This is a genomic window from Streptomyces sp. NPDC005566 (assembly GCF_040605575.1).
Taxonomy (GTDB): Bacteria; Actinomycetota; Actinomycetes; order Streptomycetales; family Streptomycetaceae; genus Streptomyces.
Genome location: NZ_JBEXDB010000002.1, coordinates 479,326 through 502,004 on the forward strand (window position 1 = coordinate 479,326; position 22,679 = coordinate 502,004).

Annotated in this window: 24 protein-coding genes; 7 read left to right on the plus strand and 17 right to left on the minus strand. The window is 70.8% G+C overall.

Annotated elements, in window-relative coordinates; all coding sequences use genetic code 11:
* Window positions 1-315 precede the first annotated feature (315 nt).
* The gene (locus ABZS61_RS05050) at window positions 316-1,254 is read left to right on the plus strand and encodes an ABC transporter substrate-binding protein (RefSeq protein WP_356416249.1); all 939 of its coding nucleotides are present in this window, start codon (window positions 316-318) and stop codon (window positions 1,252-1,254) included.
* Between the two features lie 69 nt (window positions 1,255-1,323).
* Here the strand turns inward: ABZS61_RS05050 and ABZS61_RS05055 are convergent, their stop codons facing one another.
* Window positions 1,324-2,529: a DUF5685 family protein gene (locus ABZS61_RS05055; RefSeq protein ID WP_356416251.1), complete on the minus strand. Its 1,206-nt coding sequence runs from the start codon at window positions 2,527-2,529 to the stop codon at window positions 1,324-1,326.
* A 308-nt stretch (window positions 2,530-2,837) separates the two neighbouring features.
* On the opposite strand from ABZS61_RS05055, the gene sepF reads away from it, so the two are divergent.
* Entirely contained in the window at window positions 2,838-3,278 is a 441-nt protein-coding gene (gene sepF, locus ABZS61_RS05060) for a cell division protein SepF (protein ID WP_356416255.1), read from the plus strand.
* A gap of 41 nt (window positions 3,279-3,319) precedes the next feature.
* Here the strand turns inward: sepF and ABZS61_RS05065 are convergent, their stop codons facing one another.
* Together ABZS61_RS05065 and ABZS61_RS05070 are read right to left on the minus strand one after the other, a co-directional pair.
* Window positions 3,320-4,528, minus strand: a complete 1,209-nt coding sequence (locus ABZS61_RS05065) for an acyl-CoA dehydrogenase family protein (RefSeq protein ID WP_356416258.1) — start codon at window positions 4,526-4,528, stop codon at window positions 3,320-3,322.
* A gap of 73 nt (window positions 4,529-4,601) precedes the next feature.
* Window positions 4,602-6,308, minus strand: a complete 1,707-nt coding sequence (locus ABZS61_RS05070) for an MFS transporter (RefSeq protein ID WP_356416261.1) — start codon at window positions 6,306-6,308, stop codon at window positions 4,602-4,604.
* 500 nt (window positions 6,309-6,808) lie between these two features.
* Between ABZS61_RS05070 and ABZS61_RS05075 the strand changes: the two genes are divergently transcribed.
* A complete protein-coding gene (locus tag ABZS61_RS05075) occupies window positions 6,809-7,840 on the plus strand; it encodes a phosphatase PAP2 family protein (RefSeq protein WP_356416264.1) in 1,032 nt (343 codons plus the stop codon).
* An 85-nt stretch (window positions 7,841-7,925) separates the two neighbouring features.
* On the opposite strand, the gene ABZS61_RS05080 is transcribed toward ABZS61_RS05075, so the two are convergent.
* Both ABZS61_RS05080 and ABZS61_RS05085 read right to left on the minus strand, forming a co-directional pair.
* Complete coding sequence (locus tag ABZS61_RS05080) at window positions 7,926-8,141, minus strand: I78 family peptidase inhibitor (RefSeq protein WP_356416267.1); 216 nt, start codon at window positions 8,139-8,141, stop codon at window positions 7,926-7,928.
* Window positions 8,142-8,550: 409 nt separating this feature from the next.
* Window positions 8,551-9,834, minus strand: coding sequence for a glycosyltransferase (locus ABZS61_RS05085; RefSeq protein ID WP_356416269.1), 1,284 nt, complete (start codon window positions 9,832-9,834; stop codon window positions 8,551-8,553).
* A 301-nt stretch (window positions 9,835-10,135) separates the two neighbouring features.
* Here ABZS61_RS05085 and ABZS61_RS05090 point away from each other — a divergent pair, with 301 nt between their 5' ends.
* Complete coding sequence (locus ABZS61_RS05090) at window positions 10,136-10,918, plus strand: hypothetical protein (protein WP_356416272.1); 783 nt, start codon at window positions 10,136-10,138, stop codon at window positions 10,916-10,918.
* Window positions 10,919-11,055: 137 nt separating this feature from the next.
* Entirely contained in the window at window positions 11,056-11,358 is a 303-nt protein-coding gene (locus ABZS61_RS05095; protein ID WP_356416275.1) for a hypothetical protein, read from the plus strand.
* Between the two features lie 61 nt (window positions 11,359-11,419).
* Here the strand turns inward: ABZS61_RS05095 and der are convergent, their stop codons facing one another.
* From der to ABZS61_RS05130, 7 genes are all read right to left on the minus strand, one after another.
* A complete protein-coding gene (gene der, locus ABZS61_RS05100) occupies window positions 11,420-12,889 on the minus strand; it encodes a ribosome biogenesis GTPase Der (RefSeq protein WP_356416278.1) in 1,470 nt (489 codons plus the stop codon).
* Between the two features lie 79 nt (window positions 12,890-12,968).
* Window positions 12,969-13,646 carry a lysophospholipid acyltransferase family protein gene (locus tag ABZS61_RS05105; protein ID WP_356416281.1) on the minus strand — a complete coding sequence of 226 codons (678 nt, stop codon included), beginning with the start codon at window positions 13,644-13,646 and terminating at the stop codon, window positions 12,969-12,971.
* Complete coding sequence (gene cmk / locus ABZS61_RS05110; protein WP_356416284.1) at window positions 13,643-14,359, minus strand: (d)CMP kinase; 717 nt, start codon at window positions 14,357-14,359, stop codon at window positions 13,643-13,645. Before cmk ends, ABZS61_RS05105 begins: the two co-directional genes overlap by 4 nt.
* A gap of 102 nt (window positions 14,360-14,461) precedes the next feature.
* A complete protein-coding gene (locus tag ABZS61_RS05115) occupies window positions 14,462-15,547 on the minus strand; it encodes a prephenate dehydrogenase (protein WP_356416287.1) in 1,086 nt (361 codons plus the stop codon).
* On the minus strand, window positions 15,544-15,906 hold the full coding sequence (gene aroH / locus ABZS61_RS05120) for a chorismate mutase (RefSeq protein ID WP_056786131.1): 363 nt from the start codon (window positions 15,904-15,906) through the stop codon (window positions 15,544-15,546). Before aroH ends, ABZS61_RS05115 begins: the two co-directional genes overlap by 4 nt.
* A gap of 35 nt (window positions 15,907-15,941) precedes the next feature.
* Window positions 15,942-16,568, minus strand: coding sequence for a TetR/AcrR family transcriptional regulator (locus ABZS61_RS05125; RefSeq protein ID WP_356416291.1), 627 nt, complete (start codon window positions 16,566-16,568; stop codon window positions 15,942-15,944).
* 5 nt (window positions 16,569-16,573) lie between these two features.
* Window positions 16,574-16,936 (minus strand): DUF1304 domain-containing protein, encoded by a 363-nt coding sequence (locus ABZS61_RS05130; protein WP_356416294.1) that lies wholly within the window; start codon window positions 16,934-16,936, stop codon window positions 16,574-16,576.
* A 151-nt stretch (window positions 16,937-17,087) separates the two neighbouring features.
* Between ABZS61_RS05130 and ABZS61_RS05135 the strand changes: the two genes are divergently transcribed.
* Both ABZS61_RS05135 and ABZS61_RS05140 read left to right on the plus strand, forming a co-directional pair.
* Window positions 17,088-17,552, plus strand: coding sequence for a Rieske (2Fe-2S) protein (locus ABZS61_RS05135; protein WP_356416297.1), 465 nt, complete (start codon window positions 17,088-17,090; stop codon window positions 17,550-17,552).
* 18 nt (window positions 17,553-17,570) lie between these two features.
* Entirely contained in the window at window positions 17,571-18,266 is a 696-nt protein-coding gene (locus ABZS61_RS05140; RefSeq protein ID WP_356416300.1) for a nucleotidyltransferase domain-containing protein, read from the plus strand.
* A 64-nt stretch (window positions 18,267-18,330) separates the two neighbouring features.
* Here the strand turns inward: ABZS61_RS05140 and ABZS61_RS05145 are convergent, their stop codons facing one another.
* From ABZS61_RS05145 to pnuC, 5 genes are read right to left on the minus strand one after another with little or no spacing between them, the layout of a single operon-like run.
* Window positions 18,331-19,107, minus strand: coding sequence for a nucleotidyltransferase domain-containing protein (locus ABZS61_RS05145; RefSeq protein WP_356416303.1), 777 nt, complete (start codon window positions 19,105-19,107; stop codon window positions 18,331-18,333).
* Between the two features lie 3 nt (window positions 19,108-19,110).
* Window positions 19,111-20,133 carry an ADP-ribosylglycohydrolase family protein gene (locus ABZS61_RS05150; RefSeq protein WP_356416306.1) on the minus strand — a complete coding sequence of 341 codons (1,023 nt, stop codon included), beginning with the start codon at window positions 20,131-20,133 and terminating at the stop codon, window positions 19,111-19,113.
* The gene (locus ABZS61_RS05155) at window positions 20,130-20,861 is read right to left on the minus strand and encodes an NUDIX domain-containing protein (protein WP_356416309.1); all 732 of its coding nucleotides are present in this window, start codon (window positions 20,859-20,861) and stop codon (window positions 20,130-20,132) included. Before ABZS61_RS05155 ends, ABZS61_RS05150 begins: the two co-directional genes overlap by 4 nt.
* Window positions 20,858-21,937, minus strand: coding sequence for an AAA family ATPase (locus tag ABZS61_RS05160; protein ID WP_356416311.1), 1,080 nt, complete (start codon window positions 21,935-21,937; stop codon window positions 20,858-20,860). Before ABZS61_RS05160 ends, ABZS61_RS05155 begins: the two co-directional genes overlap by 4 nt.
* Window positions 21,934-22,584 carry a nicotinamide riboside transporter PnuC gene (gene pnuC / locus ABZS61_RS05165; protein WP_356416314.1) on the minus strand — a complete coding sequence of 217 codons (651 nt, stop codon included), beginning with the start codon at window positions 22,582-22,584 and terminating at the stop codon, window positions 21,934-21,936. The genes ABZS61_RS05160 and pnuC overlap by 4 nt, the downstream gene beginning before the upstream one ends.
* Window positions 22,585-22,679 lie beyond the last annotated feature (95 nt).

Sequence of the window (22,679 nt, forward strand, 5' to 3'; positions counted from 1 at the left end):
ACTGTGAGCCGTACGTCTCACGCCAGTTGACGTGCAACCGGATGCCTGCTCCACTTGGGCCATGTATTCGCAGCAGTGGCTGGTCACCCGCTCCCACATCGACTTCGGTCGCGTGTGGTCCTCTTCCTGTTGAGCTGACCCCCTGCTTTTCCGCTTTTCCCCGCTCGCGCCCCTGCCGGCGCTCGAGCCGATCTTCCGCGTGCCTTCACGTACACGACGCCGCTCCACCCTCCCCTCGTACAGCTGATCTCCCGCCCCGTGGCTCCGTGCGCCCACGCACCGGAGCGCGGTCGACGACCCCGGAGAGTTTCCGTCATGCCCCGAACCCGGCACACCGCTGCCTTCGCCCTGATCACCGTTGCCGCATTCACGCTCACCTCCTGCGGATCGGGTGACCCGGCGGCCTCCTCGGCCGGTTCCGGCCCCGCGGGCAAGGGAGAGTTCTCCACGGCCGACGTCGTCTCTCCGGTGAAGAAGAACGAGGCCGCGGCGAAGCTGCTGCCCGCCGGGGTACGCGACTCCGGCACCCTCACCATCGCCTCCAGCATCGGCACACCGCCCGGAGCGTTCTATCTGGAGGACGGCAAGACCCTGGCCGGCGCGGACATCGAGTTCGCGGACGCGGCGGCCAAGGCCCTCGGACTGGAGCTGAAGCGTGAGGTCGCCTCGTTCGAGGCGATCCTCCCGGCTCTCGGCAGCGGGAAGTACGACCTGGGTACCGGCAACTTCGGGGTGACCGACGAGCGCTTGAAGACGATCGACTTCGTGACGTACATCAACGACGGCCAAGGTTTCGCCGTCCGCGACGACAGCAAGCTGAAGGACGTCACCGACCTCACCCAGCTCTGCGGCCTGACCGTGGCGACCAGCGCCGGAACCACGTTCGAGGCGACGCTGGAGGAGAACAAGCACGTGTGCGCCGACGCGGGCAGGAAGGCGTACGACGTGAAGACGTACGCCGACCAGGCCGCCGTCTGGATCTCGCTCCAGCAGGGCCGCAGCGATGTCGTGATGTCGACGATCAACGGACTGCGCTACGCCGTGACCCAGCAGAAGGGGCTGCGCTTCCTGAGTGAGTTCAAGCGGCTCGACGTCGGCTTCGCCTTCAAGAAGGGCACCCCGCTCGCGCCCGCCTTCCAGGCGGCGGTCAACGGCCTCAAGGCGGACGGGACCTACGACCGGATCCTGAAGAAGTGGGGCACGAAGGGGTCGGCGATCGAGACGTCGCAGATCTCGCCGCCCGAGATCACGTGAGGACGGGCGACCGCCTCACGCGACCACCCCGCGCGCTGCCCCGGTCTGCGGCTGCCGGACCCGGCCGGTTCAGCAGTCGCAGCCGCAGTCGCAGCAGCCGCCGTCCTCCCCGCCGCAGCTGCAGCAGTTGCTGCAGCAGTCGCATCCTTCGCAGCAGTCCCCGCAGTCGCACTTGTGGCAGAGGCCTTCGCGTTCCTGCCCCGACCAGGGGTCGTGGAAGCTTCCGCAGCACATCTGGCAGGTGCAGGCGAGCCCCGCCCACACCAGGCAGCCGGTGATCAGACCGCGCCGGTTGCGGGGCGGCTCGGGCGGGAGCGGCGGGCCGGGCGGACCGTACGGACCACCGGGTGTCGGCGCGTACGGGTTACCGGGCGCGGGGCCGAAGGATCCCGTCGGCAGGTCCGGCTGATGCGAGCAGGAGTCCGAGCCGAAGGCCCGGTCCACCGAGCGCCGCAGCTCGTGCACCAGCAGCACGTGCGCCAGCTTGCTGTCGGTGAACTCCGCGTCGCGCATCGCGAGGCGCATCCCGTGCAGCGCGTCGTCGCACAGCCGCCGGGCCTCGGACAGCGGCGTGCCGGTGGCGGTGAGCGGGTTCCAGGCACCCGACGCCGCGTCAGTTTCCCGGTCCTCCACGGCATCCAGCAGATGGGCGAGCCGCCCGAAGAGCCGTCCGGCCTCGGCCAGGGGGGCGGCGTTCTGCGGCTTGCCCGCGAGTACGGCGGTGTGCGCGAAGGCCGCGGCCGTCGCCGTCTCGGTGGGTTCGGTGACCGTCAGCAGGGGCGTGCCCGGTCCGGCGAGTGACTCGATCCCGGTCTGCCGGTCGACGGCGTCGACCAGTACCGCCGTGTCGAATCCGAGTTCGGCGCCGGTACGCGCCCCGGCCCTGTCCCAGCCGGCGGCCACCCGGCGCGCCGCGGCGGCGACCGGTCGCCGCTTCAACAGCCCGTCCCGGTCGGCCACGTGGTCGCGCACCTTCGCCGACGCCAGCACGAGCGAGACGGCGGCGGCGAGTCGGGCGCCCTCACCGCGGGCGACCGGAGCCGTCCGCATCGAGCGCAGCGGGCAGGGGCCCGCGGTGCGCCGCTGTGCCGTGGTCCGTTCGCTCTGAGCCTCCGTCAGGACCGAGACGATCAGGCCGTCGTAGTTCGTGACGATGCGGGCGAACTGACCGTGGTCGGCGCGAAGGGCGAGACACAGCCCGCAGAGATGGGCCATCCACTCCGTCTTGAGCCTCTCGGACAGCCGATGGGTACAGGGCCTCACGATTCCGAACACGACGATCCCCCGGGAGCCGTTCACCTGATGCGCCGCGCTCGTGCACATGCGCGGCGTGCATCGTATCGAGTGACCCGTTCACCCGTACGTCCCCCATGTCACCCGTACGGACCGGAGCATCATATTTTCTTTCTGCGAGCGGCCGTACACAGGAGGAACCTTGACGAATCGCCACATCTTCTGCACCAGTACCGTCACGAATCCCCTGCGCGCCGACTATCCCCTTGGCGCAGTATCCGCATCATGGACGACGATGGGGACAGTAAAGACATGCGGACACCAAGGAACCGCGGTGAGAGGAGGCGTCCATGGGATCGGTGCGCAAGGCGAGTGCCTGGCTGGGCCTCGTAGAGGACAACGACGAGCGGTACTACGACGACGAGTACTCCGAGGATGCTGAGACCGGCACGAACCAGGCGTGGACGACCGACCCCCGCGTGCAGGTGGCCGTGGAGACGGCCGAGGACAGAGGCCGCCGGATCGCCACCGTCACCCCGGACAGCTTCCGGGACGCGCGCGGCATCGGCGAGCTCTTCCGGGACGGTGTGCCGGTGATCGTCAACCTCACGGCCATGGATCCCGCCGACGCCAAGCGCGTCGTGGACTTCGCCGCGGGGCTGACGTTCGGGCTGCGCGGCTCGATCGAGCGCGTGGCCACCCGGGTCTTCCTCCTGACCCCCGCCGACACCCAGGTGGTGACCGGCGAAGCCGCCGGCCGGCCGGCCGACGGCTTCTTCAACCAGAGCTGAGCAGGGCGCTCGCCGGACAGATCCGGTTCACCGTCCGCCTTCTACCGGAAGGCGTCCAGACCGGTGAGCGCCTTGCCCAGCACGAGCTGGTGCATCTCCACGGTGCCCTCGTAGGTGAGCACCGACTCCAGATTCGTGGCGTGCCGCATCACCGGGTACTCCAGCGAGATCCCGTTGGCGCCGAGGATCGTGCGCGAGGTGCGGCAGATCTCGATGGCTTCCCGCACGTTGTTGAGCTTGCCGAAACTGACCTGCTCGGGTCGGAGCCTGCCCGCGTCCATCCGGCGGCCCAGGTGGTGGGCGAGCAGGATGCCCTTGTGCAGCTCGACGGCCATGTCGGCGAGCTTGGCCTGGGTCAGCTGGAAGCCGCCGATCGGCTTGCCGAACTGTTCCCGGGTCTTCGCGTAGTCCACGGCCGACTCGAAGCTGGCGCGCGCCGCGCCCATGGCCCCCCAGACGATGCCGTAGCGGGCATGACTGAGACAGCTGAGCGGGCCGCGCAGACCGGTGACGCGGGGAAGTACGGCGTCGGCGGGCAGCCGCACTCCGTCGAGGACGAGCTCGCTGGTGACCGAGGCACGCAGTGACCACTTGTGCCGGATCTCCGGCGCGGAGAATCCCGGGCTGTCCGTGGGCACGACGAAACCGCGGATGCCGGAGCCGCCGCCGGCCTCGTCGGTCTGCGCCCAGACGACGGCGACCCCGGCGACCGATCCGTTGGTGATCCACATCTTGCGGCCGGTGAGGATCCAGTCCTCGCCGTCACGCTTGGCGTACGTCCGCATCCCGGCCGGGTCCGAGCCGTGGTCCGGCTCGGTGAGGCCGAAGCAGCCGATGATCTCGCCGGCCGCCATGCCGGGCAGCCACTGCTGCTTCTGCTCCTCGGAGCCGAAGCGGTGGATCGCGTACATGGCGAGCGAGCCCTGCACGGAGACGAGGGAGCGGATACCGGAGTCGGCAGCCTCCAGCTCCAGGCAGGCCAGGCCGTACTGGACCGCGGTGGCGCCGGCACAGCCGTACCCCTGCAGGGACATGCCCAAGGCGCCGAGGGAGCCCAGTTCGCGGGCCAGCTCACGGATGCCGGGGAGCTCGCCGTTCTCGTACCACTCGGCGATGTGCGGCAGGACGCGGTCGGTGGCCCAGCTGCGCACGGTGTCGCGGATCGCGAGGTCCTCCGGCTCGAGGAGATCATCGATGCCGAGGGGGTCGGCCGGGTCGAACGGCGGGAGTTTCGACGGCTTGACGGACATGGGAGTGCCTCCGGCGGCTCGCACGGTACTAAAACTAGCAGTGATAGTTATGGCGTCGTGCCGACGTTACGGCTCAGCGCGGCGCCCGTCCAGAGCCCGTGGCCTCGGCGGGTTCGCGCCGCGCGGGCAGTGCGAGCCGACGGCCCGGCCGCTTCTGCACCGGCAGCGCTCGTGGCTCGGAACGCGGCCCCGAAGCCACCGGGTCGGCCACGCGCGGCCGGCAGGCATCCCTGGCCGGAGCGCAGTCCATGACCTTGGGCAGCCGCAGCGCCGCCAGCGCCCCGAGCAGCAGCAGTCCGGCGCTGACCAGCAGCGTGACATGCAGTCCCTGGACGAAGGCGTGCCGGGCCGTGTCGCGCAGCAGATCACCCATCGGGCCGCCCAGCCGGCCCGCCACCTGATAGGCCTCGCCGAGCGAGTTCGAGGCGGCCGAGCCGGCCGCGGCGGGCACGCCCTCCTCGTGGAGCCGGGCCAGTCCGGGCGCGTAGGCCGCGTTCATGACACTGCCGAGCAGGGCGATGCCCAGCCCGGCGCCCAGCTGGTACGAGGTCTCGCCGATCGCCGCCGCACCGCCGGCCCGTTCGGCGGGCGCCTCGCTGAGCATCGATTCGTACGCCCCGAAGAGCGTGGACTGAAGGCCGAAGCCCAGCAGCACGAAGCCGACGGTGAGCAGTGCCGGCCGGTCGTGCTGCCCCATCAGGGTCAACAGGAGCACCGAGGCCGCCGTGAGGACGAACCCCCAGCCGACCATGCGGCGGGGGCCGATCCGGCTCAGGGTGTACGAACCGGTGGCGCCGGCCGCCATCGCGGCGAAGGTCAGCGGAAGGAGTCGCAGCCCGGTTTCCAGTGGGCTGAGGTCCAGCACCAGCTGGAGGTACTGGACGGCGATCAGCTCCAGTCCGACCAGGGCCAGCATCGCGAGGACGATGCAGCCGACGGCGGTGGTGAAGGCGGGGCGGGAGAACATCGCGATGTCGATCAGCGGATGCGTCCGGCGTTTCTGCCTGCGCACGAAGAGCACCAGCAGCGCGGCTCCCGCAAGCAGCGGGGCGACACCGGCGAGGTCCAGCACGCCCCCGCCGGAGCCCATCCGTTTGACCCCGAGGACGGCTCCGAGCACGCCCGCCGCGGCCATCAGTGCGCCGACCACGTCCCAGGGGCCGTCTCCGGTGCCGCGGGACTCGGGCAGCAGGAAGCGTCCGAGCGGAAGGATCATGGCCATGAGCGGGATGTTGATGAGGAAGACCGAACCCCACCAGTAGTGCTCGACGAGGAATCCGCCGATGACCGGTCCGGCGGCGGCACCGACAGCGGCGACCGCGGTCCATATCCCGATGGCCAGGGCGCGCTCGCGCCGGTCGGGGAAGACCTGGCGGAGTATCGACAGCGTCGCGGGCATGATCATCGCGCCGCCGACGCCGAGCAGGGCACGCGCCGCTATCAGTACGGCGGGAGAATCGGCTGCCGCCGCCAGCGCGGAGGCGAGGCCGAAGAGCGCGTAGCCGAACAACAGGACACGCCGTCTGCCGATCCGGTCACCGAGCGTGCCGAAGAGAATCAGCAGCGAGGCACAGACCAGCGGATAGGCGTCCACGATCCACAGCAGGCCGACGGCGCTGGGCCGCAGGTCCTCGGTGACGGCGGGAACGGCGACGTGCAGCACGGTCGCGTCGAGGGCGACCAGCAGCAGGCTGAGGCAGAGGACGACCAGGACGACCCAGCGGTTGGCACCGCCGGCTGCTGCGCGCAGCCGGGTCACAGCCGTGGACGTCCCGCTCATATACGTACCTCCCAATGAGTCCCTCGCGCTCGGCAGACCTACCGGGGCCCCGGCTTTCGGCGTCCCTCAGGTCCGGCATCGACGGGCGAGTGAGCCGTCAGCGTACGCGAGTTCCACGTGGTCACACGTGGTCCACCTCATACCTTCGCCCGGCCCCGAGTGTGTCGTACGCCACTTCCGCCCCACCGGCGGGGCCGCACCCGGGACCCCTCGCACCGGTGCGGGGGCGGCGCCGAGGCCGCCCCTCACACCGCCCCGGGAGCCGCACCGCGCCTCCTCCGCCTGGCCGGGTGAATACATACGAAAGGTGCGTCGCACGATTGCATCGATGATCAAACATTCCTACGAATTGCCACCGGAGCGAATAGGCCGCAAGGCTGATCGGATTCTTCGCGACACCCGTAATAGATGCCGGTCTGAGACAAAGTCCACATCACATCGTCATCACAAAGAGCCGGGATCGGCCGGATCGCACACTCACTCGCTGTAACGTCCTTTGCGTGCGTACCGACATCTTTGCCCGGCTGGACCGGGAGCCGGAACCGCCGAAGATAGAGATCCCGCGGATGAGTCGTCACCGCATCGCTCTCTTCGGCGGGACTTTGGCGTTCTATCTCGCCATCGTCGTCGCCGTGCTGGTCTCGTCCTGGCTGGTGGCCCTCGACTGGAAGGTCATGCTGTTCCGGCCCTACCAGCAGTGGCCCGGGCTCCATGCCTTCCTCGACTACTACGTCGTGCTCGGCCAGCGTGGCCCCACGGCCGTGATGGTCGCCTCCTGGCTCGGCTGGCGCTCCTGGCGCCAGCACACGTTGCGCCCCCTGCTCACGCTGGGCGCCTCGCTGCTGCTGCTCAATGTGACGGTGGGGGCGGTCAAGCTCGGCCTGGGGCGGCTCGGCCCGCACTACGCCACCCAGATCGGCTCCGCGGAGCTCTACGCCGGCGGCGATATATTTCCTTCGGGACACACCGCCAACGCCGTGGTGACCTGGGGAATCCTTGCCTACCTGGCCACCACGCCGCGCGCCAGGCGCTATCTGTCGGCCCTGTCCGCGTTCGTCTCGCTGGGCGTGGGGCTGACCACCGTCTACATCGGCACGCACTGGCTCAGCGACGTCCTGCTGGGCTGGGTGGCCGGTCTGCTGATCCTTCTGGCCCTGCCCTGGTTCGAGCCGCTGATCACGCGTACGGAGGTCTGGGTCCTGTCCGTGCGCGAGCAGTGGCGCGCGCGGCGCAGGCTCCGGGCCACCGCACCGGTGGCCGGGGGCGGCCCCACACCGGTGCTCCTGCCCCAGTCGCTGAGCGTGCTCGGCACCGAGCACGCCGAGGGCTGTGACTCCGCACCGGACGCACCACCAGCCGGCGGCCACACCGGCACGGGCACCCGGGCGAGGGCGCATCCCGTGCACGGGGTGCGCTCGGAACGGACGCCGATCACCCCGGCAGGCTCACGCCGCCCGCCGCACGCGGACCGCACCCTCCGGGGCGGCACGACTCCGGCCCACCCGGTGACGGGCGGATCGGTCGCCCCCTGACCTGCGCGGACGGTGCGCACAGCCGTTTTTCTGCATGAGTGAAGGCCCCGACTCCGGTCGGGGCCTTCACTCATGCAGAAGGGGTTCAGCCCACCCAGCAGCGGGTCACGGTGGAGGCGTCGACCTCGAAGTTGATCCGCCCGCCGACGAACTCCATGGTGATGAAGGTGCCCGGGGCAAGAGCCCTCACCGTGCTCCAGCCATGCGCTCTGGCCTGCCGTTCGGCGGTTTCGGCGTCGAGGCCGACGTACGACTCGGGGGTGTCGTCCGGCTGGGCGGGAGGGGTCGGTATAGGTGCCATACCTCTCACCGTAGGCGGCCCGGCACCGCGACGGAAGCCGGGGCGGAAACAAGCGGTGATGCATCCCCACGTACCCCACCGGTCACGCTTGTGTCACAGGATCCCCACACGCGTGTACGTCGAACTGCTTCACCCGAACGAGCCTGCCGAGCGCACACAGTGAGAATGCGGGCTGTCCCGAGAATGACTGTCCGGTGCCTACGAAGGAAATTGCGGGAGAGATGCGGAGCGAGGTCCGCATTCCCGCCAGGCACACGGAGGCGGGCGGGAACAGTTTTGCCATCCGGAATGCACGCGGCTTTATGCGGGTCTTATGAATCCCCCGCCGCGGTCTCCTCCGCGCCCCTCGCCCGCCCCCGCCCGCCCGTGCTATCCGGAATGAAACGATCCGGGATGTCGTGGCCAGAGCTCACCCGGCCCGCCCCTTGCGCAGCGCGTCGGCCGCCTTGTAGCGCAGCGCGTACGCACCGTCCAGGACTGTTCCCCTGGAGCGGTGGAGCACGGTGCGCAGCGCGCTCCGTGAACGGCCCCGCGGACCCTGCGCGGCCAGCTCGGCGAAGAGCTTCTCGTGCCGCTCCGCGATCGGTGCCGGGTCGAACCGCGCGGAGGAGGCCCGTGCGGCGCGTCCCATCCGCCGCCTCAGCTCGTCGTCGTCGATCAGGGCGAGCAGGGCCCGCGCGAACGCGTCGGTGTCCCCCACCGGCACGAGCCGCCCGTCCGTGCCGTCGTCGATGATCTCGGCCGGACCGTGCGGGCAGTCCGTGGCGACGACCGGCAGTCCGCAGCGCATCGCCTCGACGATGGTCATGCCGAACGACTCGCGCTCCGAGGTGACGGCGGCGATGGAACCCTTGGGCCACTCCGCCTCCATGGGGTGGACCGAGCCCATGAGGCGCACCCGCTCCTGGAGCCCGAGTGCGTCGATGAGTCCGCGCAGCGTCTTCTGCTCGTTGCCGGTCGCGTCGCCGCCGCCGTAGATCCGCAGCCGCCAGCCGGGGCGGGCCGCCGCTACTTCGGCGAAGGCGCGTACCAGTAAGTCGTACCGCTTGACCCGGTGCAGCCGGCCTGCCGCGACCACCCACTTGGCGTCGGACTCCGCGGGCGGGCCCGCGGGCTCCGGCACGCTGTTCGGGATGGACTCGATCCGTACGCCGGGCAGCCGCAGCCTGTTGCGGTAGTCGCGGGCGTCGGCCCGGGTGACGGTGGTGACCGCGTCGAGCAGTCCGTACCGGTGGCTTATCTCCCGGCGCAGCCGGTAGCTGTGACTGTCGAGGGTCAGGTGCTCCTGGCCGATGCGCACGGGCCCGCGCCGCGCCTGTGCGCTGATGTGGACGTTGAGGCCGGGGCGCGTGCCGATGACGACATCCGCTTCGAGCGCGCCCAGATGCGCCGCGATCCGGGTGTCGGTGAGCCTGCTGTACTGCCCGTGCCGGGTGTCGCCGCGCGGGAACACCGCGGCGGGCCTGGCATGTTCACCGTCGCCGCCTTCGTAGGACGGACTCTCCTTGCGCAGATCGACGAGATGGCTCATCCGTACGCGGCCGGGCGCGCCCAGCGCGGGTCCGTCACGGTGCCGGAAGACGGACACGATCTCGACGTCGTGCTGCTCGGCCAAGGTCTGCGCGAGCGTGAAGGTGGTACGGATCGTTCCCCCGATGCCGTACGCGTTGTGGAGCAGAAATGAAATGTGCATTACGTAGTCGTTTCCCCTGATCGACTGGTCTGCGACGGACATTACGTGGCGTCAGGAACAGTCACGGGGTTCGCACAGGAGTCGTGCAGAGTCGTGACAATTCGAACGAACGCCCGTGCACGGCGGATTCATCCGCGGAATATCCGACTCCGTATCAGTTTCCCGATCTGTCGATGTATCGGCCTGCCGACTCTCCCGCGTTCTCCTCCCGATTCGCGCGTGACCCCGGCCCCGGATCGCCCGTTGTCTCTTCATGAGCCGGGAACCACCCGGCTCACGCACCGAGTTCGAGGAGCCACCCGTGCCGCGCATGCTCGACGTCAGCGAGGACGTACGCGCCGAGATCGGCGACGCCGAAGCCGACCGGCTGCTCGTCGGCGACAACGCCCCAGGCAGTTACGACTGCACCTCCTGCCGCACTCCCGGCGACTCCGACCAGGAGCGCACCAGCACGGTGCTGTTCATCGGCGACGAGACCGCTGTGCTCGCGTTCGCCCACGCGACCTGCATCCCGTCGCAGGTCGTCCAGGTCGCCGAGGACCAGCTGCAGGGCGCCGTGCGATCCATCACCGGCAGCGAGCCACAGAACGCGGAGAGCCTCATGCCCCAGCAGGCCGTCCTCGGCATCACCAGCGGTCTCGTCCTCATCGAGGACGACCTCCGCCCGGCCCTGGTCGTCGAACCGACCGGCCCGATCGCCCGGCCGGGCACGGACGGCCTGGCGGGCGACCAGTTCCTCCAGCTGCTGCAGGAACAGGGCTTCCTGCACACACCCGATCTGAACCGTCTGCCGGCTGTGCTCCCCGGCTGGTCGGTCCTCCTCGCCATGGGACAGCTGCACGCAGTGCTGCAGCCGGGCGCCGGAGGCGGCAACCCGGTCGCCTGGTGGCAGGCCCATCAGCCGCTCCAGGTCACGGAGGGCTGGCGGGCGGCGGCGAACAAGTCGCAGACCGTGCTCGTCTTCGCCGCCCCGGCGGGCTCGATCGGCCAGCAGCCGCGCGAGGACCTGCTCCGCGACGCACTGGACAAGGCCGCGGTCAACGGGCTCCTGGTCGCAGCGTCCATGCCGCTGGCCGGGACCTGATCGTGTCGCTGCTGCCTTCCCACACCCGCCGAACAGCGATTTCTCCGCCCGGCCCGCATCCGACGGGCGGTGAGTTCGTTGGCACCTACGTGCACTCATACGACCCTCCGCGCCAGCAGCAGACCCCGATCCCGGCCATGCGCCCGTCGCAGGACCCCTCGGGCGGCAAGTCCCCCACCCCGATCTACGACGCTCTGTACTCCGAGTACCGGCGGTCGTTCCGGGCGCTGCCTGGGGACCGGAGCGGCGAGGAGAATCTCGGCTTCAGAACGTTCGGCACCGGGATGTTCGGCAGCCGTGCGCCGCTGGGCGGCCGAACGGCGAACGGGCAGGGCAGCCAGAGCACCCACACCGGGAACCTCGGGTCCTGGCAGCGGGTCGGACGGCATGCCGGGCACGCCCGGCCCGCGGCGCTGCCTCCCGGGTCCTCGGACGCCTGACGGCACGACGAAGCCCCGGACCACTCGCTCCGTGCGAGTGGTCCGGGGCTTCGTCGTGCCGTTACTTCTTGCGGCCGCGCTTCTCGCGCACCCGGACCGAGATGTGGAGCGGAGTCCCCTCGAAACCGAACTCCTCGCGCAGGCGGCGCTCGACGAAGCGGCGGTAGCCGTGCTCCAGGAAGCCGGAGGCGAAGAGCACGAACCGCGGCGGCTTCACACCGGCCTGCGTCCCGAAGAGGATGCGGGGCTGCTTGCCGCCGCGGACCGGGTGCGGGTGGGAGGCGACGATCTCACCGAGGAAGGCGTTCAGCCGACCGGTCGGGATACGGGTCTCCCAGCCCTCGATCGCGGTCTCGATCGCCGGGACCAGCCGCTCCATGTGCCGGCCGGTGACGGCCGAGACGTTGACGCGTGGGGCCCAGGCGACCTGCGCGAGCTCCGTCTCGATCTCGCGCTCGAGGTAGTAGCGACGCTCCTCGTCGAGGGTGTCCCACTTGTTGAAGGCGAGCACGATCGCGCGGCCCGCCTCGACGGCCATCGTGACGATCCGCTGGTCCTGGACGCTGATGGTCTCGCTCGAGTCGATCAGGATGACGGCGACCTCGGCCTTCTCCACGGCGGCCGCGGTGCGCAGGGAGGCGTAGTAGTCCGCGCCCTCCTGGAGGTGGACCTTGCGACGGATGCCGGCCGTGTCGATGAACTTCCAGGTGATGCCGCCCAGCTCGATCAGCTCGTCGACCGGGTCACGGGTGGTGCCGGCGATCTCGTTGACGACGACACGGTCCTCGTTGGCGACCTTGTTCAGGAGCGAGGACTTGCCGACGTTCGGGCGCCCGATGAGCGCGATGCGGCGCGGGCCGCCGAGGGCGGTGCCGAACGTCTGGGCGGGCGCCTCGGGCAGCGCCTCCAGCACGGCGTCGAGCATGTCGCCGGTGCCGCGGCCGTGCAGCGAGGAGACCGGGTGGGGCTGGCCGAGACCGAGCGACCACAGCGCGGTCGCGTCCGCCTCGCCGCTCTGACCGTCGACCTTGTTCGCGCACAGGACGACGGGCTTCTTGGCCTTGCGCAGCAGCCTGACGACGGCCTCGTCGGTGTCGGTGGCGCCGACCGTCGCGTCGACGACGAAGACGACCGCGTCGGCTGTCGAGATCGCGTACTCGGCCTGGGCGGCGACGGAGGCGTCGAGGCCCAGCACGTCCTGCTCCCAACCGCCGGTGTCGACGAGCCTGAAGCGGCGGCCGGCCCATTCGGCCTCATAGTTCACCCGGTCGCGGGTGACGCCCGGCTTGTCCTGCACGACGGCCTCGCGTCGGCCCAGGATGCGGTTCACCAGGGTCGACTTGCCGACGTTGGGGCGGCCGACGACGGCAAGGACGGGAAGCGGGCCGTGACCGGCCTCACCGATCGCGCCCTCGACCTCTTCGGGGTCGAACCCCTCCTGCGCGGCGAGCTCCATGAACTCCGCGTACTCGGCATCGCCAAGTGCTCCGTGCTCGTGGTCCGAGCCGCCGGAGTGAATCTGGTCGTTCATGAAGTCCGTTCCCTCTTTGCATCATCATCGATGGGCCACGATCGCGCGGCCCACTACTCAAGTCTCGCAGGCCCTGCCGTCAATTCACCGACGGCCGGGCCTGGCGCCCGGTGAGGCGCCTGGCGTTCTCCAGGTGCGCGGTCAGCTTTCCCTGGATGCGGAGCGTCGCCTCGTCCAGCGCCTTCCTGGTACGCCGTCCGCTGCCGTCGCCGGCCTGGAAGGCGTCGCCGAAGACGACGTCGACCCGGCTGCGCAGCGGAGGCAGTGCCGGTATCAGCCGTCCGCGGCCCTCGGTGCTTCCCAGGACCGCCACGGGGACGATCGGTGCCCCGCCGCGTACCGCGAAGTACGCGAGTCCTGCCCGCAGGGAGGCGAAGTCGCCCTCGCCCCTGGTGCCCTCGGGGAAGATCCCGAGGACCCCGCCGTTGTCCAGCACACCGAGGGCCTGGGTGATGGCGGTGCGGTCGACGGTCGTACGGTCCACCTTCAGCTGACCGATTCCGCGCAGGAACGGGTCGAGGGGGCCGACGAACGCCTCTTTCTTGATCAGGAAGTGGACGGGCCGGGGCGCGGTGCCCATCAGCATCGGTCCGTCGAGGTTGTGCGCATGGTTCACCGCGAGTATGACGGGTCCGGCGGCGGGTACCCGCCACGCACCGAGGACTCGTGGCTTGAACAGCCCGTACATGAGCCCGATGCCGATGCCCCGTCCGACGGCCGCTCCGCGCAGTGCGGGTGCGGCAGTGGCTTCGGTCACTTCACGGCCTGCTTCTCCCCGACGAGGGTGACGACGCACTCGATGACCTGCTGAAGGGTCAGCTCGGTGGTGTCCACCTCGACCGCGTCACCGGCCTTGGCCAGCGGCGAGGTCTTGCGGCCGGAGTCGGCTGCGTCCCGCTTGATCAGCGCCTCCTTGGTGGTGGCGAGATCGGAACCCTTGACCTCACCGCTGCGGCGGGCGGCGCGCGCCTCCGGGGAGGCGGTCAGGAAGATCTTGACGTCGGCGTCGGGCAGCACGGTCGTGCCGATGTCCCGGCCCTCGACGACGATGCCGCGCTCGGCCTCCGCGGCGATGGAGCGCTGCAGCTCGGTGATCAGGGTGCGCACCTCCGGGACCGCGCTGACGGCGCTGACCTTGGAGGTGACCTCCTGGGTGCGGATCGGGCCCGAGGCGTCCTCGCCGTCGACGGTGATCGTCGGGGCGGCCGGGTCCGTACCGGAGACGATGACCGGCTTGGCGGCGGCCGTGGCGATCTCGGCCGCGTTCTGCACGTCGATGCCGTTGTTCAGCATCCACCACGTGATCGCGCGGTACTGGGCGCCGGTGTCCAGGTAGCTCAGGCCGAGCTGGGCGGCGACGGCCTTGGAGGTGCTCGACTTGCCGGTGCCGGAGGGTCCGTCGATGGCGACGATCACTGCGGCCGGTGCGGTCCGGGCGGCGGCGCTTACGGTTTCCACGGTGGTGGACACCTTCCTGGTACACGGGGTGGGCGGAGCGGGGCCACGGGACGGCCTCCCCCAAGGTTACCGAGTGCGGGAAGGGCCCTCGCGCACCCCTGTCCCGCCGTCCCGCTACGGGCGGATCGACCAGCCCCGCTCGCTGAGCGCCGCGCTCAGTGCGGGCGCCGCGCTCGGCTCGACCATGAGCTGGACCAGACCGGCCTGCTGCCCGGTGGCGTGCTCGATGCGTACGTCCTCGACGTTGACCCCGGCCCGCCCCGCGTCGGCGAAGATCGCGGCCAGTTCACCGGGCCGGTCGCTGATGAGCACGGCCACGATCTCGTACGAGGCCGGGGCTGTGCCGTGCTTGCCCGGCACCCTCACCCGGCCGGCGTTGCCGCGGCGCAGGACGTCCTCGATGCCCTCGGTGCCCGCGCGGCGCTTGTCCTCGTCGGCGGACTGGAGGCCGCGCAGCGCCCGTACCGTCTCGTCCAGGTCGGTGGCGACGCCGGCCAGGACGTCGGCGACCGGGCCGGGGTTGGCGGAGAGGATCTCCACCCACATCCGGGGGTCGGAGGCGGCGATCCGGGTGACGTCCCTGATTCCCTGGCCGCACAGGCGTACGGCGGACTCGTCGGCCTCCTCAAGGCGGGCGGCGACCATCGAGGAGATCAGCTGCGGGGTGTGGGAGACCAGGGCGACGGCGCGGTCGTGCGCGTCGGCGTCCATGACGACGGGGACCGCACGGCAGAGCGCGACCAGTTCCAGGGCGAGGTTGAGGACCTCCGTGTCGGTGTCCCGGGTCGGGGTGAGGACCCAGGGGCGGCCCTCGAACAGGTCGGCGGTGGCCGCGAGGGGTCCGGAGCGCTCCTTGCCGGCCATGGGGTGCGTACCTATGTACGGCGCGAGATCGATGCCGCGTGCCTCCAGCTCGCGGCGCGGGCCGCCCTTGACGCTGGCGACGTCCAGGTAGCCGCGGGCGACACCGTCCCGCATGGCGGTGGCCAGCACGGACGCGGTGTGTGCGGGCGGTACGGCGATGATCGCCAGGTCGACGGGGCCTTCGGGCGCCTCTTCCGTCCCCGCCCCGAGTGCCGCCGCCGTCCCGGCCGACGTGGTGTCCCGGTCGACGAGGTGGACATGGACACCCCGCCCCACGAGCGCGAGGGCTGCGGAGGTGCCGACCAGGCCGGTTCCGATGACGACGGCTGTTCTCACTGGGCGATGTCCTTGCGGAGGGCGCCGGTGGCGCCGAGGTAGACGTGGCTGATCTCCGCTTTCGAGAGATAGGTCTCCACGTGCGCGAGTATGCGGACCACCCGGGGCATGGCCCCGGTGATGTCGAGCTCCTGGGCGCAGATCAGCGGTACGTCGACGATGCCGAGGCCGCGTGCGGCGGCGGCCGGGAAGTCGCTGTGCAGATCGGGGGTGGCGGTGAACCAGACGCTGATCAGGTCGTCGGCGACGATCTGGTTGCGCTCCAGGATCGCGGTGAGCAGCGCGCCCACCTGCTCGTCCATGTGTCCGGCTTCGTCCCGCTCCAGCTGGACGGCTCCTCGGACCGCTCGTACCGCCACGTCGTAACCCCTTGTTCTTCGATCTGCGTGCTCTTTCAGCCTAGAGGTGCGGCGGGCCCCGTGGTCACCGTGCTCTGTCCGTGAGACGCCGCCGCGGCGTGCACGGCCAGGAGGTTGCGCCAGATCCGTCCGGCGAGCTGCTCCGGTGTGGCGTCGGTCCGGCCGTGGACCCAGTCGGCGAGCATTCCGGTGAACAGCCCGGCCACGGCGCTCGCGGTGAGGTCGTGTCCGCTCCCGGCGGGCCTGCGCCGCCGCAGCTCGTCGACGCTTCGCTGCCGCAGCTCCTTGTGCAGCAGGTCCCCGAGGGGGCCGCCCGGGCCGAGCAGGCTCCGGTAGACCGCGGCCCGGTCGCGCACGCCCCCGAGCAGGGCGACCAGCTCCTCCGGGGGCGCGTCGGGTCCGGGGGGTGTCCGGTCCCAGGCGTGGAGGGCGTCGACCGCCTCCCGTACGGCCCCGGCGCAGGCGTCCAGGGCCAGGGCGCGCAGATCGTCGTAGTGCAGGTAGAAGGTGGCGCGCCCGACGCCTGCCCCGCGCACCACGTCCGCGACGCTGACCCGGTCCAGCGGCCGCTCGGCACAGGCCTCCAGCAGCGCCTCGCGGAGCCTGCCGCGGGTGCGTGCGGTACGCGGGTCGCCGCTGCCGTCCGTCACCGCCGGCGTCATGGTGCTCAGCCCGCCGACAGGACGAGTGCGAGGGCGAGGGCGGCGGGCGCCGCCTGGACGTACAGGATCTTGCGGCTGACGGTGACCGCCCCGTACACCCCGGCGACGATCAGGCAGCTCAGGAAGAAGATCTGCGCCTGGTACGCGACGGGATCGCCCGCGATCAGGCTCCAGACCAGCCCGGCGGCCATGAATCCGTTGTAGAGCCCCTGATTGGCGGCGAGCGCGGCGCTCTGCCCGGAGAACTCCTCGGTGGTGCCGAAGGCCTTCCGGCCGCGCGGGGTGTCCCAGAGGAACATCTCCAGGACGAGGAAGTAGGCGTGGATCAGCGCGACGAGCGCGACCAGCACCTGGGCGGCGGTCTGCATGGGTTCGGCCTCCTGCGACGTGATTTCCTGGACAACCGTACAGGAAGTCCCTCCATCGCCACCCGCCCGGGCGCACCCTCCGCCCGGTTGCTTCGTCCACTCGGCCCGCGGCGCCACGATGCCTCTCATCGACCACCACGCGAGGAGAGCCATGAACGCACGGCGAAGGACGGTCCTGACGGCGGGCGCCGCCGCACTGGCGACCGGCTGCGGCTCGTCCGGTGGCGGGGACAGCGACGGAAGCACGGCCCCGGCCTCCGCCACGGAGACCGGGAAGAGCCCGGAAGCCTCGGAGACCGGGAAGAGCCCGGAAGCCTCGGGGACCCCCTCCGGGGAGCTGACCCGGACCTCCGACGTCCCGGTCGGCGGTGGCACGATCTTCAAGGACCGCAAGGTCGTGGTGACCCAGCCGGAGGCGGGCGAGTTCAAGGCCTTCTCCGCCGTCTGCACCCACGCGGGCTGCATCGTCGCGTCGGTGAGTGACGGCACGATCAACTGCGCCTGCCACGGCAGCAGGTTCAGCATCACGGACGCCGCCGTCGAAGCCGGCCCCGCCACGCGCCCGCTGCCCGCCGAGCAGATCACCGTCGAGGGCGACAGCATCAGGCTCGGGTAGGCCGGTAGCCTCGCGCGCATGATCACCCCTGAGGCCGAGGCCCTCGTACGCGACCACACGGTCTACTCGTGTGTGATGGGCTCCCGCGCCTTCGGGCTGGCCACGGACGACAGCGACACGGACCGGCGCGGGATCTTCCTCGCGCCGACCCCGCTGTTCTGGCGCTTCACCAAGCCGCCGACGCATGTCGACGGACCCGGTCCGGAGCAGTTCTCCTGGGAGCTGGAGCGCTTCTGCGAGCTGGCGCTCCGGGCCAACCCCAACGTGCTGGAGTGCCTGCACTCACCACTCGTCGAGCGGATCGACGACACCGGCCGGGAACTGATCGGCCTGCGTGGGGCATTCCTGTCCCGCCGGGCCCACGAGACGTTCGTCCGCTACGCGATGGGCCAGCGCAGGAAGCTGGAGGCGGACGTCCGGCAGTACGGCGCCCCGCGCTGGAAGCACGCCATGCACCTGCTGCGGCTGCTGGCGACCGGCCGGGACCTGTTGCGGACGGGCCGGCTGACGATCGAGGTCGGCGACGCGCGGGAGGAGCTCCTCGCGGTGAAGCGGGGCGAGGTGCCGTGGTCCGAGGTCGAGCGCCGGATGGCACACCTGGCCGAGGCCAACGACGAGGCGGCCACTCGTTCGCCGCTGCCCCCGGAGCCGGACCTGGAGCGCGTGGAGGCGTTCCTGGTCCGTGCCCGGAGGGCGTCGGCGGCAGGCGGTTAGGGTCTTTCGTCTGGATCAGGCTGGACCAGGGCACGCGAGCCCGGCAAGATCCGAACGAGAGGCCCTAGCCGAGCCGCGCGCGGACCACCAGGTCGTGCAGTGCGTCGAACCCCGACCCGGCGTCGGCCAGCCGTGATCCGGCCTGGGCCTCGTCGAGGACCGTGTGCAGTGCCTCGACGTCCCGCGCAGCCACCGCACCGTCCACGGTGTGGGCACCGCCGTGCTCGGCCTCCGCCTTCGCCTCGATCAGGGACGGCAGATACGAGGGCGCAGCCACCTCCCCGAGCAGCGTCGGCAGGTGTGCCACCAGTTCGCCGCTGCGCATCACGTGGATGCCGGTGAGCAGGGCCCGGAAGGTGTAGAGGAGCGGTTTCAGTTCCCCGGTCTTCTCGAACAGCCGCCACTGGGTGCCGGCGAATCCCCGGTAGTGGTGGGCGTGGTTGCGGGTCAGCACGCTCGGCGACAGTGCGGCCAGCTCCGCGTGGAGTGCGGTGGTGTGCACGACCAGCGGGGACAGCAGCTGCTCCAGTACGTAGCCGTTGGGCTTCAGCATGAGGCGGACGAACTTGCGGAGGTCGTGGGTGACGAGATCCATCTCGACGCCGTCGCGGTCCCACATGCGCGAGCGCGTCTCCTCGGGGTCGCGCAGCCCCACGAGATCCTCCGCGGGAAGGACGTGGACCCCCCGCAGGTCCACGTCCGAGTCGCGTGAAGGGAAGCCGTAGAGGTGCGCGCCGGAGACCGTGGCGAACAGGAGCGGGCCGGGCTCCTCGGCGAGGACCGGGGCGAAGTCGGTGACCGGCAGCCCGGCCCGTAGGAGGGGCGTCGTGTCGAGGTGCATGGATCAAGAGTCCCAGAGCGCGCCGAGCGACAGCAGGTCGCTCCGGTACTCGATGCGTTCCGACCATTCCTTGGGCCAGGCACCCGCCCCCAGGTGCGCCCCGGCCAGCGCTCCCGTCAGGCAGCCCAGCGAGTCGGAGTCGCCCCGGGTGCAGGCGGCCCTGCGCAGTGCGGTGGCCGGCTCCTCCGGGAAGAGCAGGAAGCAGTGCAGGGCCGTGGCAAGGGCCTCCTCGGCGATCCAGCCGTCGCCGGTGGCCTCGCAGGGGTCGGTCTCCGGGGAGGGGTGACGCAGTGCGTCCTGGACCTTGGACAGGGCGGTCAGGCACTCGTCCCAGCCTCGGCCGATGTACTCCTCCGGCGAGGCGTCGCCCGCGTACCTCCAGAGGTCGCCGAGCCAGCGCTCCAGGTAGCGGCCCCTGCTCTCGAACGCGTAGCTGCGCAACTGCCCCACCAGGCCCATGGGTTCGGCCCCCTGCGCCAGCAGGAACACCGCGCGGGCCATCAGGTCGGAGGCGGCCAGGGCGGTGGGGTGGCCGTGGGTGAGGGCGGCCTGGAGCTGGGCCGCTCCGGAGCGCTGCTCCTCGCTGAGGCCGGGCACGAGCCCGACGGGTGCGACCCGCATGTTGGCGCCGCAGCCCTTGGAGCCTGTCTGGCTGGCCTCCTGCCAGGGCCGCTCGCTGTCGAGCAGGCGGCAGGCCGTCATGCAGGTGCGTCCGGGGGCGCGGTTGTTGTCCGGCGAGTGGTACCAGTCGACGAACTCCTCGCGGACGGGGCGCACCAGCCGCAGCGGGGTGAGCAGTCCGCGGTCCATGGCGGTGCGTATGCCGCGTCCCAGGGCGAGTGTCATCTGGGTGTCGTCGCTGACGATCGCCGGCTTCGGGAGCCGCATCTGCCGCCACGGCCCGCACTTGGCGAGGATGGACGGCACGTTGTTGAACTCGGTCGGGAAGCCCAGCGCGTCACCGAGCGCGAGCCCGATCAGCGCGCCCGAGGCCGCCTGTTTGGTGAGAATCCTTGTCGGGATCATGATGTCCGTCCTTCCGGGCGCAGGAGTGGAGGGTGCAGGGCGGTGGCGGCACCCGCCCGGTACAGGGCGGCCGGTTTCCCCCGTCCGCCGGTGCGGCGTGGCGGTCCGTCGACGGCCTCGACGAATCCGGGCGTGGTCAGGACCTTGCGCCGGAAGTTGGGCCGGTCGAGCTCGACGCCCCAGACGGTCTCGTAGACCTGCTGGAGGTCCCCGAGCGTGAACTCGGCGGGGCAGAAGGCCGTCGCCAGACAGGTGTACTCGAGCTTGGCGCCGATCCGGTCGTTCGCGTCGGCCAGGATGCCGTCGTGGTCGAAGGCGAGCGGCCCGGCTCCGCCGGTGTCCCACCACTGCGCGCGCGCCGCATCCCCGCCGCCACGCGGTTCGGGCAGGTCGGGCACGAGCGCGGCGTACGCGACGGAGACGACCCGCATCCTGGGGTCGCGGTCCGGATCGCTGTACGTGCGCAGCTGTTCCAGGTGGAAGGCGCTCACGGTGTTCTGGGTGAGGCCGGTCTCCTCGGCGAGTTCGCGGCGTGCCGCCTCCTCGGCCGATTCGCGGGGCAGCACGAAGCCGCCCGGAAGCGCCCAGTGGCCCTTGTAGGGGTCCTGGCCCCGTTCCACGAGCAGCACGTGGAGCCTGCCTTCCCGGACCGTGAAGACCGCGAGGTCGACGGTGACGGCGAAGGGCGCGAAGGCATGGGGGTCGTATCCCTCGGGGACGGTGCTCATCGCTTCTCCGGGAGGGGTTCGGTGAAGTACGGGCCGGAGGCGAGGAGTTCGTCGACGGCGGCGACCGCCGTGGCCAGCCGTGTCCGGTGCGGGCCGGTGACCTCTATGAACGTCCTCCCTGTGCGGGTGAGTTCGGCGCGGAAGCGATCGGTCATCCAGGGCCGCAGCTCCTCGCCGTCGCGCAGGCCGTCGTCCTCGAAGGCGACGCCCTCGTGATCGGTGAGCAGCCAGAGGTGGTGGGCGGTCCGGTCGGCGGTCTTCTCCACGAGCGGGTTGCGTCCGCCGATGTACCTCTCGTGCCAGACGGTGGTGGCGAAGGAGTCCGTGTCGCAGAAGAGCACCGGGGAGCCGATCCGGGCGGCGGCCTCCTCGCGGTCGTTCTGGGTCTCGGCGATGAGGGGGAAGTCGTCCGTGGTGAAGGTGACGTCCTCCCACTGCGCGCCGGGCCATCGGCTGCGCAGGTCCGCCAGCTTCCGTTCGCTGAACTCCCTTCCGTACTCGGCGACGTACTGGGTGTGCGCCCAGGTACCGCCGCGCTGCCGGTAGTGCTCGGTCAGCGCCCGGGCCAGGGTCGTGGTGCCGGTGGACTCTGCTCCGAGGACGACGATCCGGCGGGTGAGCGCGGCCCGTACGGGCGGTTGGAGGAAGTCCCAGCTGCCGGCCGGGTCCGCGCGGACCGCGGTGCCGGAGACGGGGAAGACGGTGCGGCCGGGGTCGACGAGGACGGACCGGGCGCCGAAGCGGCGGGCGAGTTCGTCGCCGTACGACTCCGAGGTGAAGACGGCGTCGACCTGTTCGGGTACGGCCCCGGTGAACACGGCCATGTGCGCGTCCCAGACAGCGGGGTCGTTGAGGTCCATGGGGGTGTCGTCGACGGCGCCCACCACCCGTACGTCCGGGTGCACTTCGCGCATCCAGGCGACGCGGTCGGCCAGGGGCACCGACTCGACGGAGGCCGCGCAGACCAGGACGGTGAGCCGCTCGCAGCGGTCCTGGGCGGTGCGGACGAGGTGGTGGTGGCCGGCGTGCGGCGGATAGAACTTGCCGAGGACCAGACCGTGCCCGTAGCTCTTCATGCGGGCACCTGCTCCCGGCCCGGGGCCGCAACGAGGTCGCGGCTCCAGTTGCGCAGCCCGATGAGGCAGAGCGTGAGGAAGCCGGCGTACAGCAGGGAGGTGAGGTAGAGCTCCTTGTACGCGTACAGCGGGATGTAGACCACGTCGGCGGCGATCCACAGCCACCAGGACTCGACCCGCTTGCGGCACTGCCCGTACGTCGCCATGAGGGACAGGGAGGTCGTCAGGGCGTCCCAGAACGGAACGGTGGAGTCCGTGGCCCGGGACAGCAGCAGGGTGAGCCCGAGGGTCCCCGCCACCCCCGCCGCGCGCAGCCAGGTCCATTCGGTGCGCGTGGTCCTGCGCACCGGCAGGACGGCTGCACCTGGTCCACCCCCGTGGGTCCAGGTCCACCAGCCGTACGCGGCGAGGGTGATGAAGACGATCTGCAGGCCGGCGTCGGCGTACAGACCGGACTGGGCGAACAGCAGGATGAAGAACAGGTTGTTGGCGATGCCGATCGGCCAGTTGGCGAGGTGCTGGCGGGCCACGAGCCACACGCACAGCGCCCCGCTGCCGAAACCGAGCACCTCGGTCCAGCTGACCGGGGTGTCCAGGACCGTCACCAGGGGCTGTTGCAGGGGGTCGAGTATCTCCGCGAGCGTCACGCCGTTCCTTCTCTCTTCTTTATGGTCACTTTGACTATAAAGAAGAAACGGCGGCAGCAAAAGGCCCGCGGCCGGTTCCTGTTCGAAAAAACGAA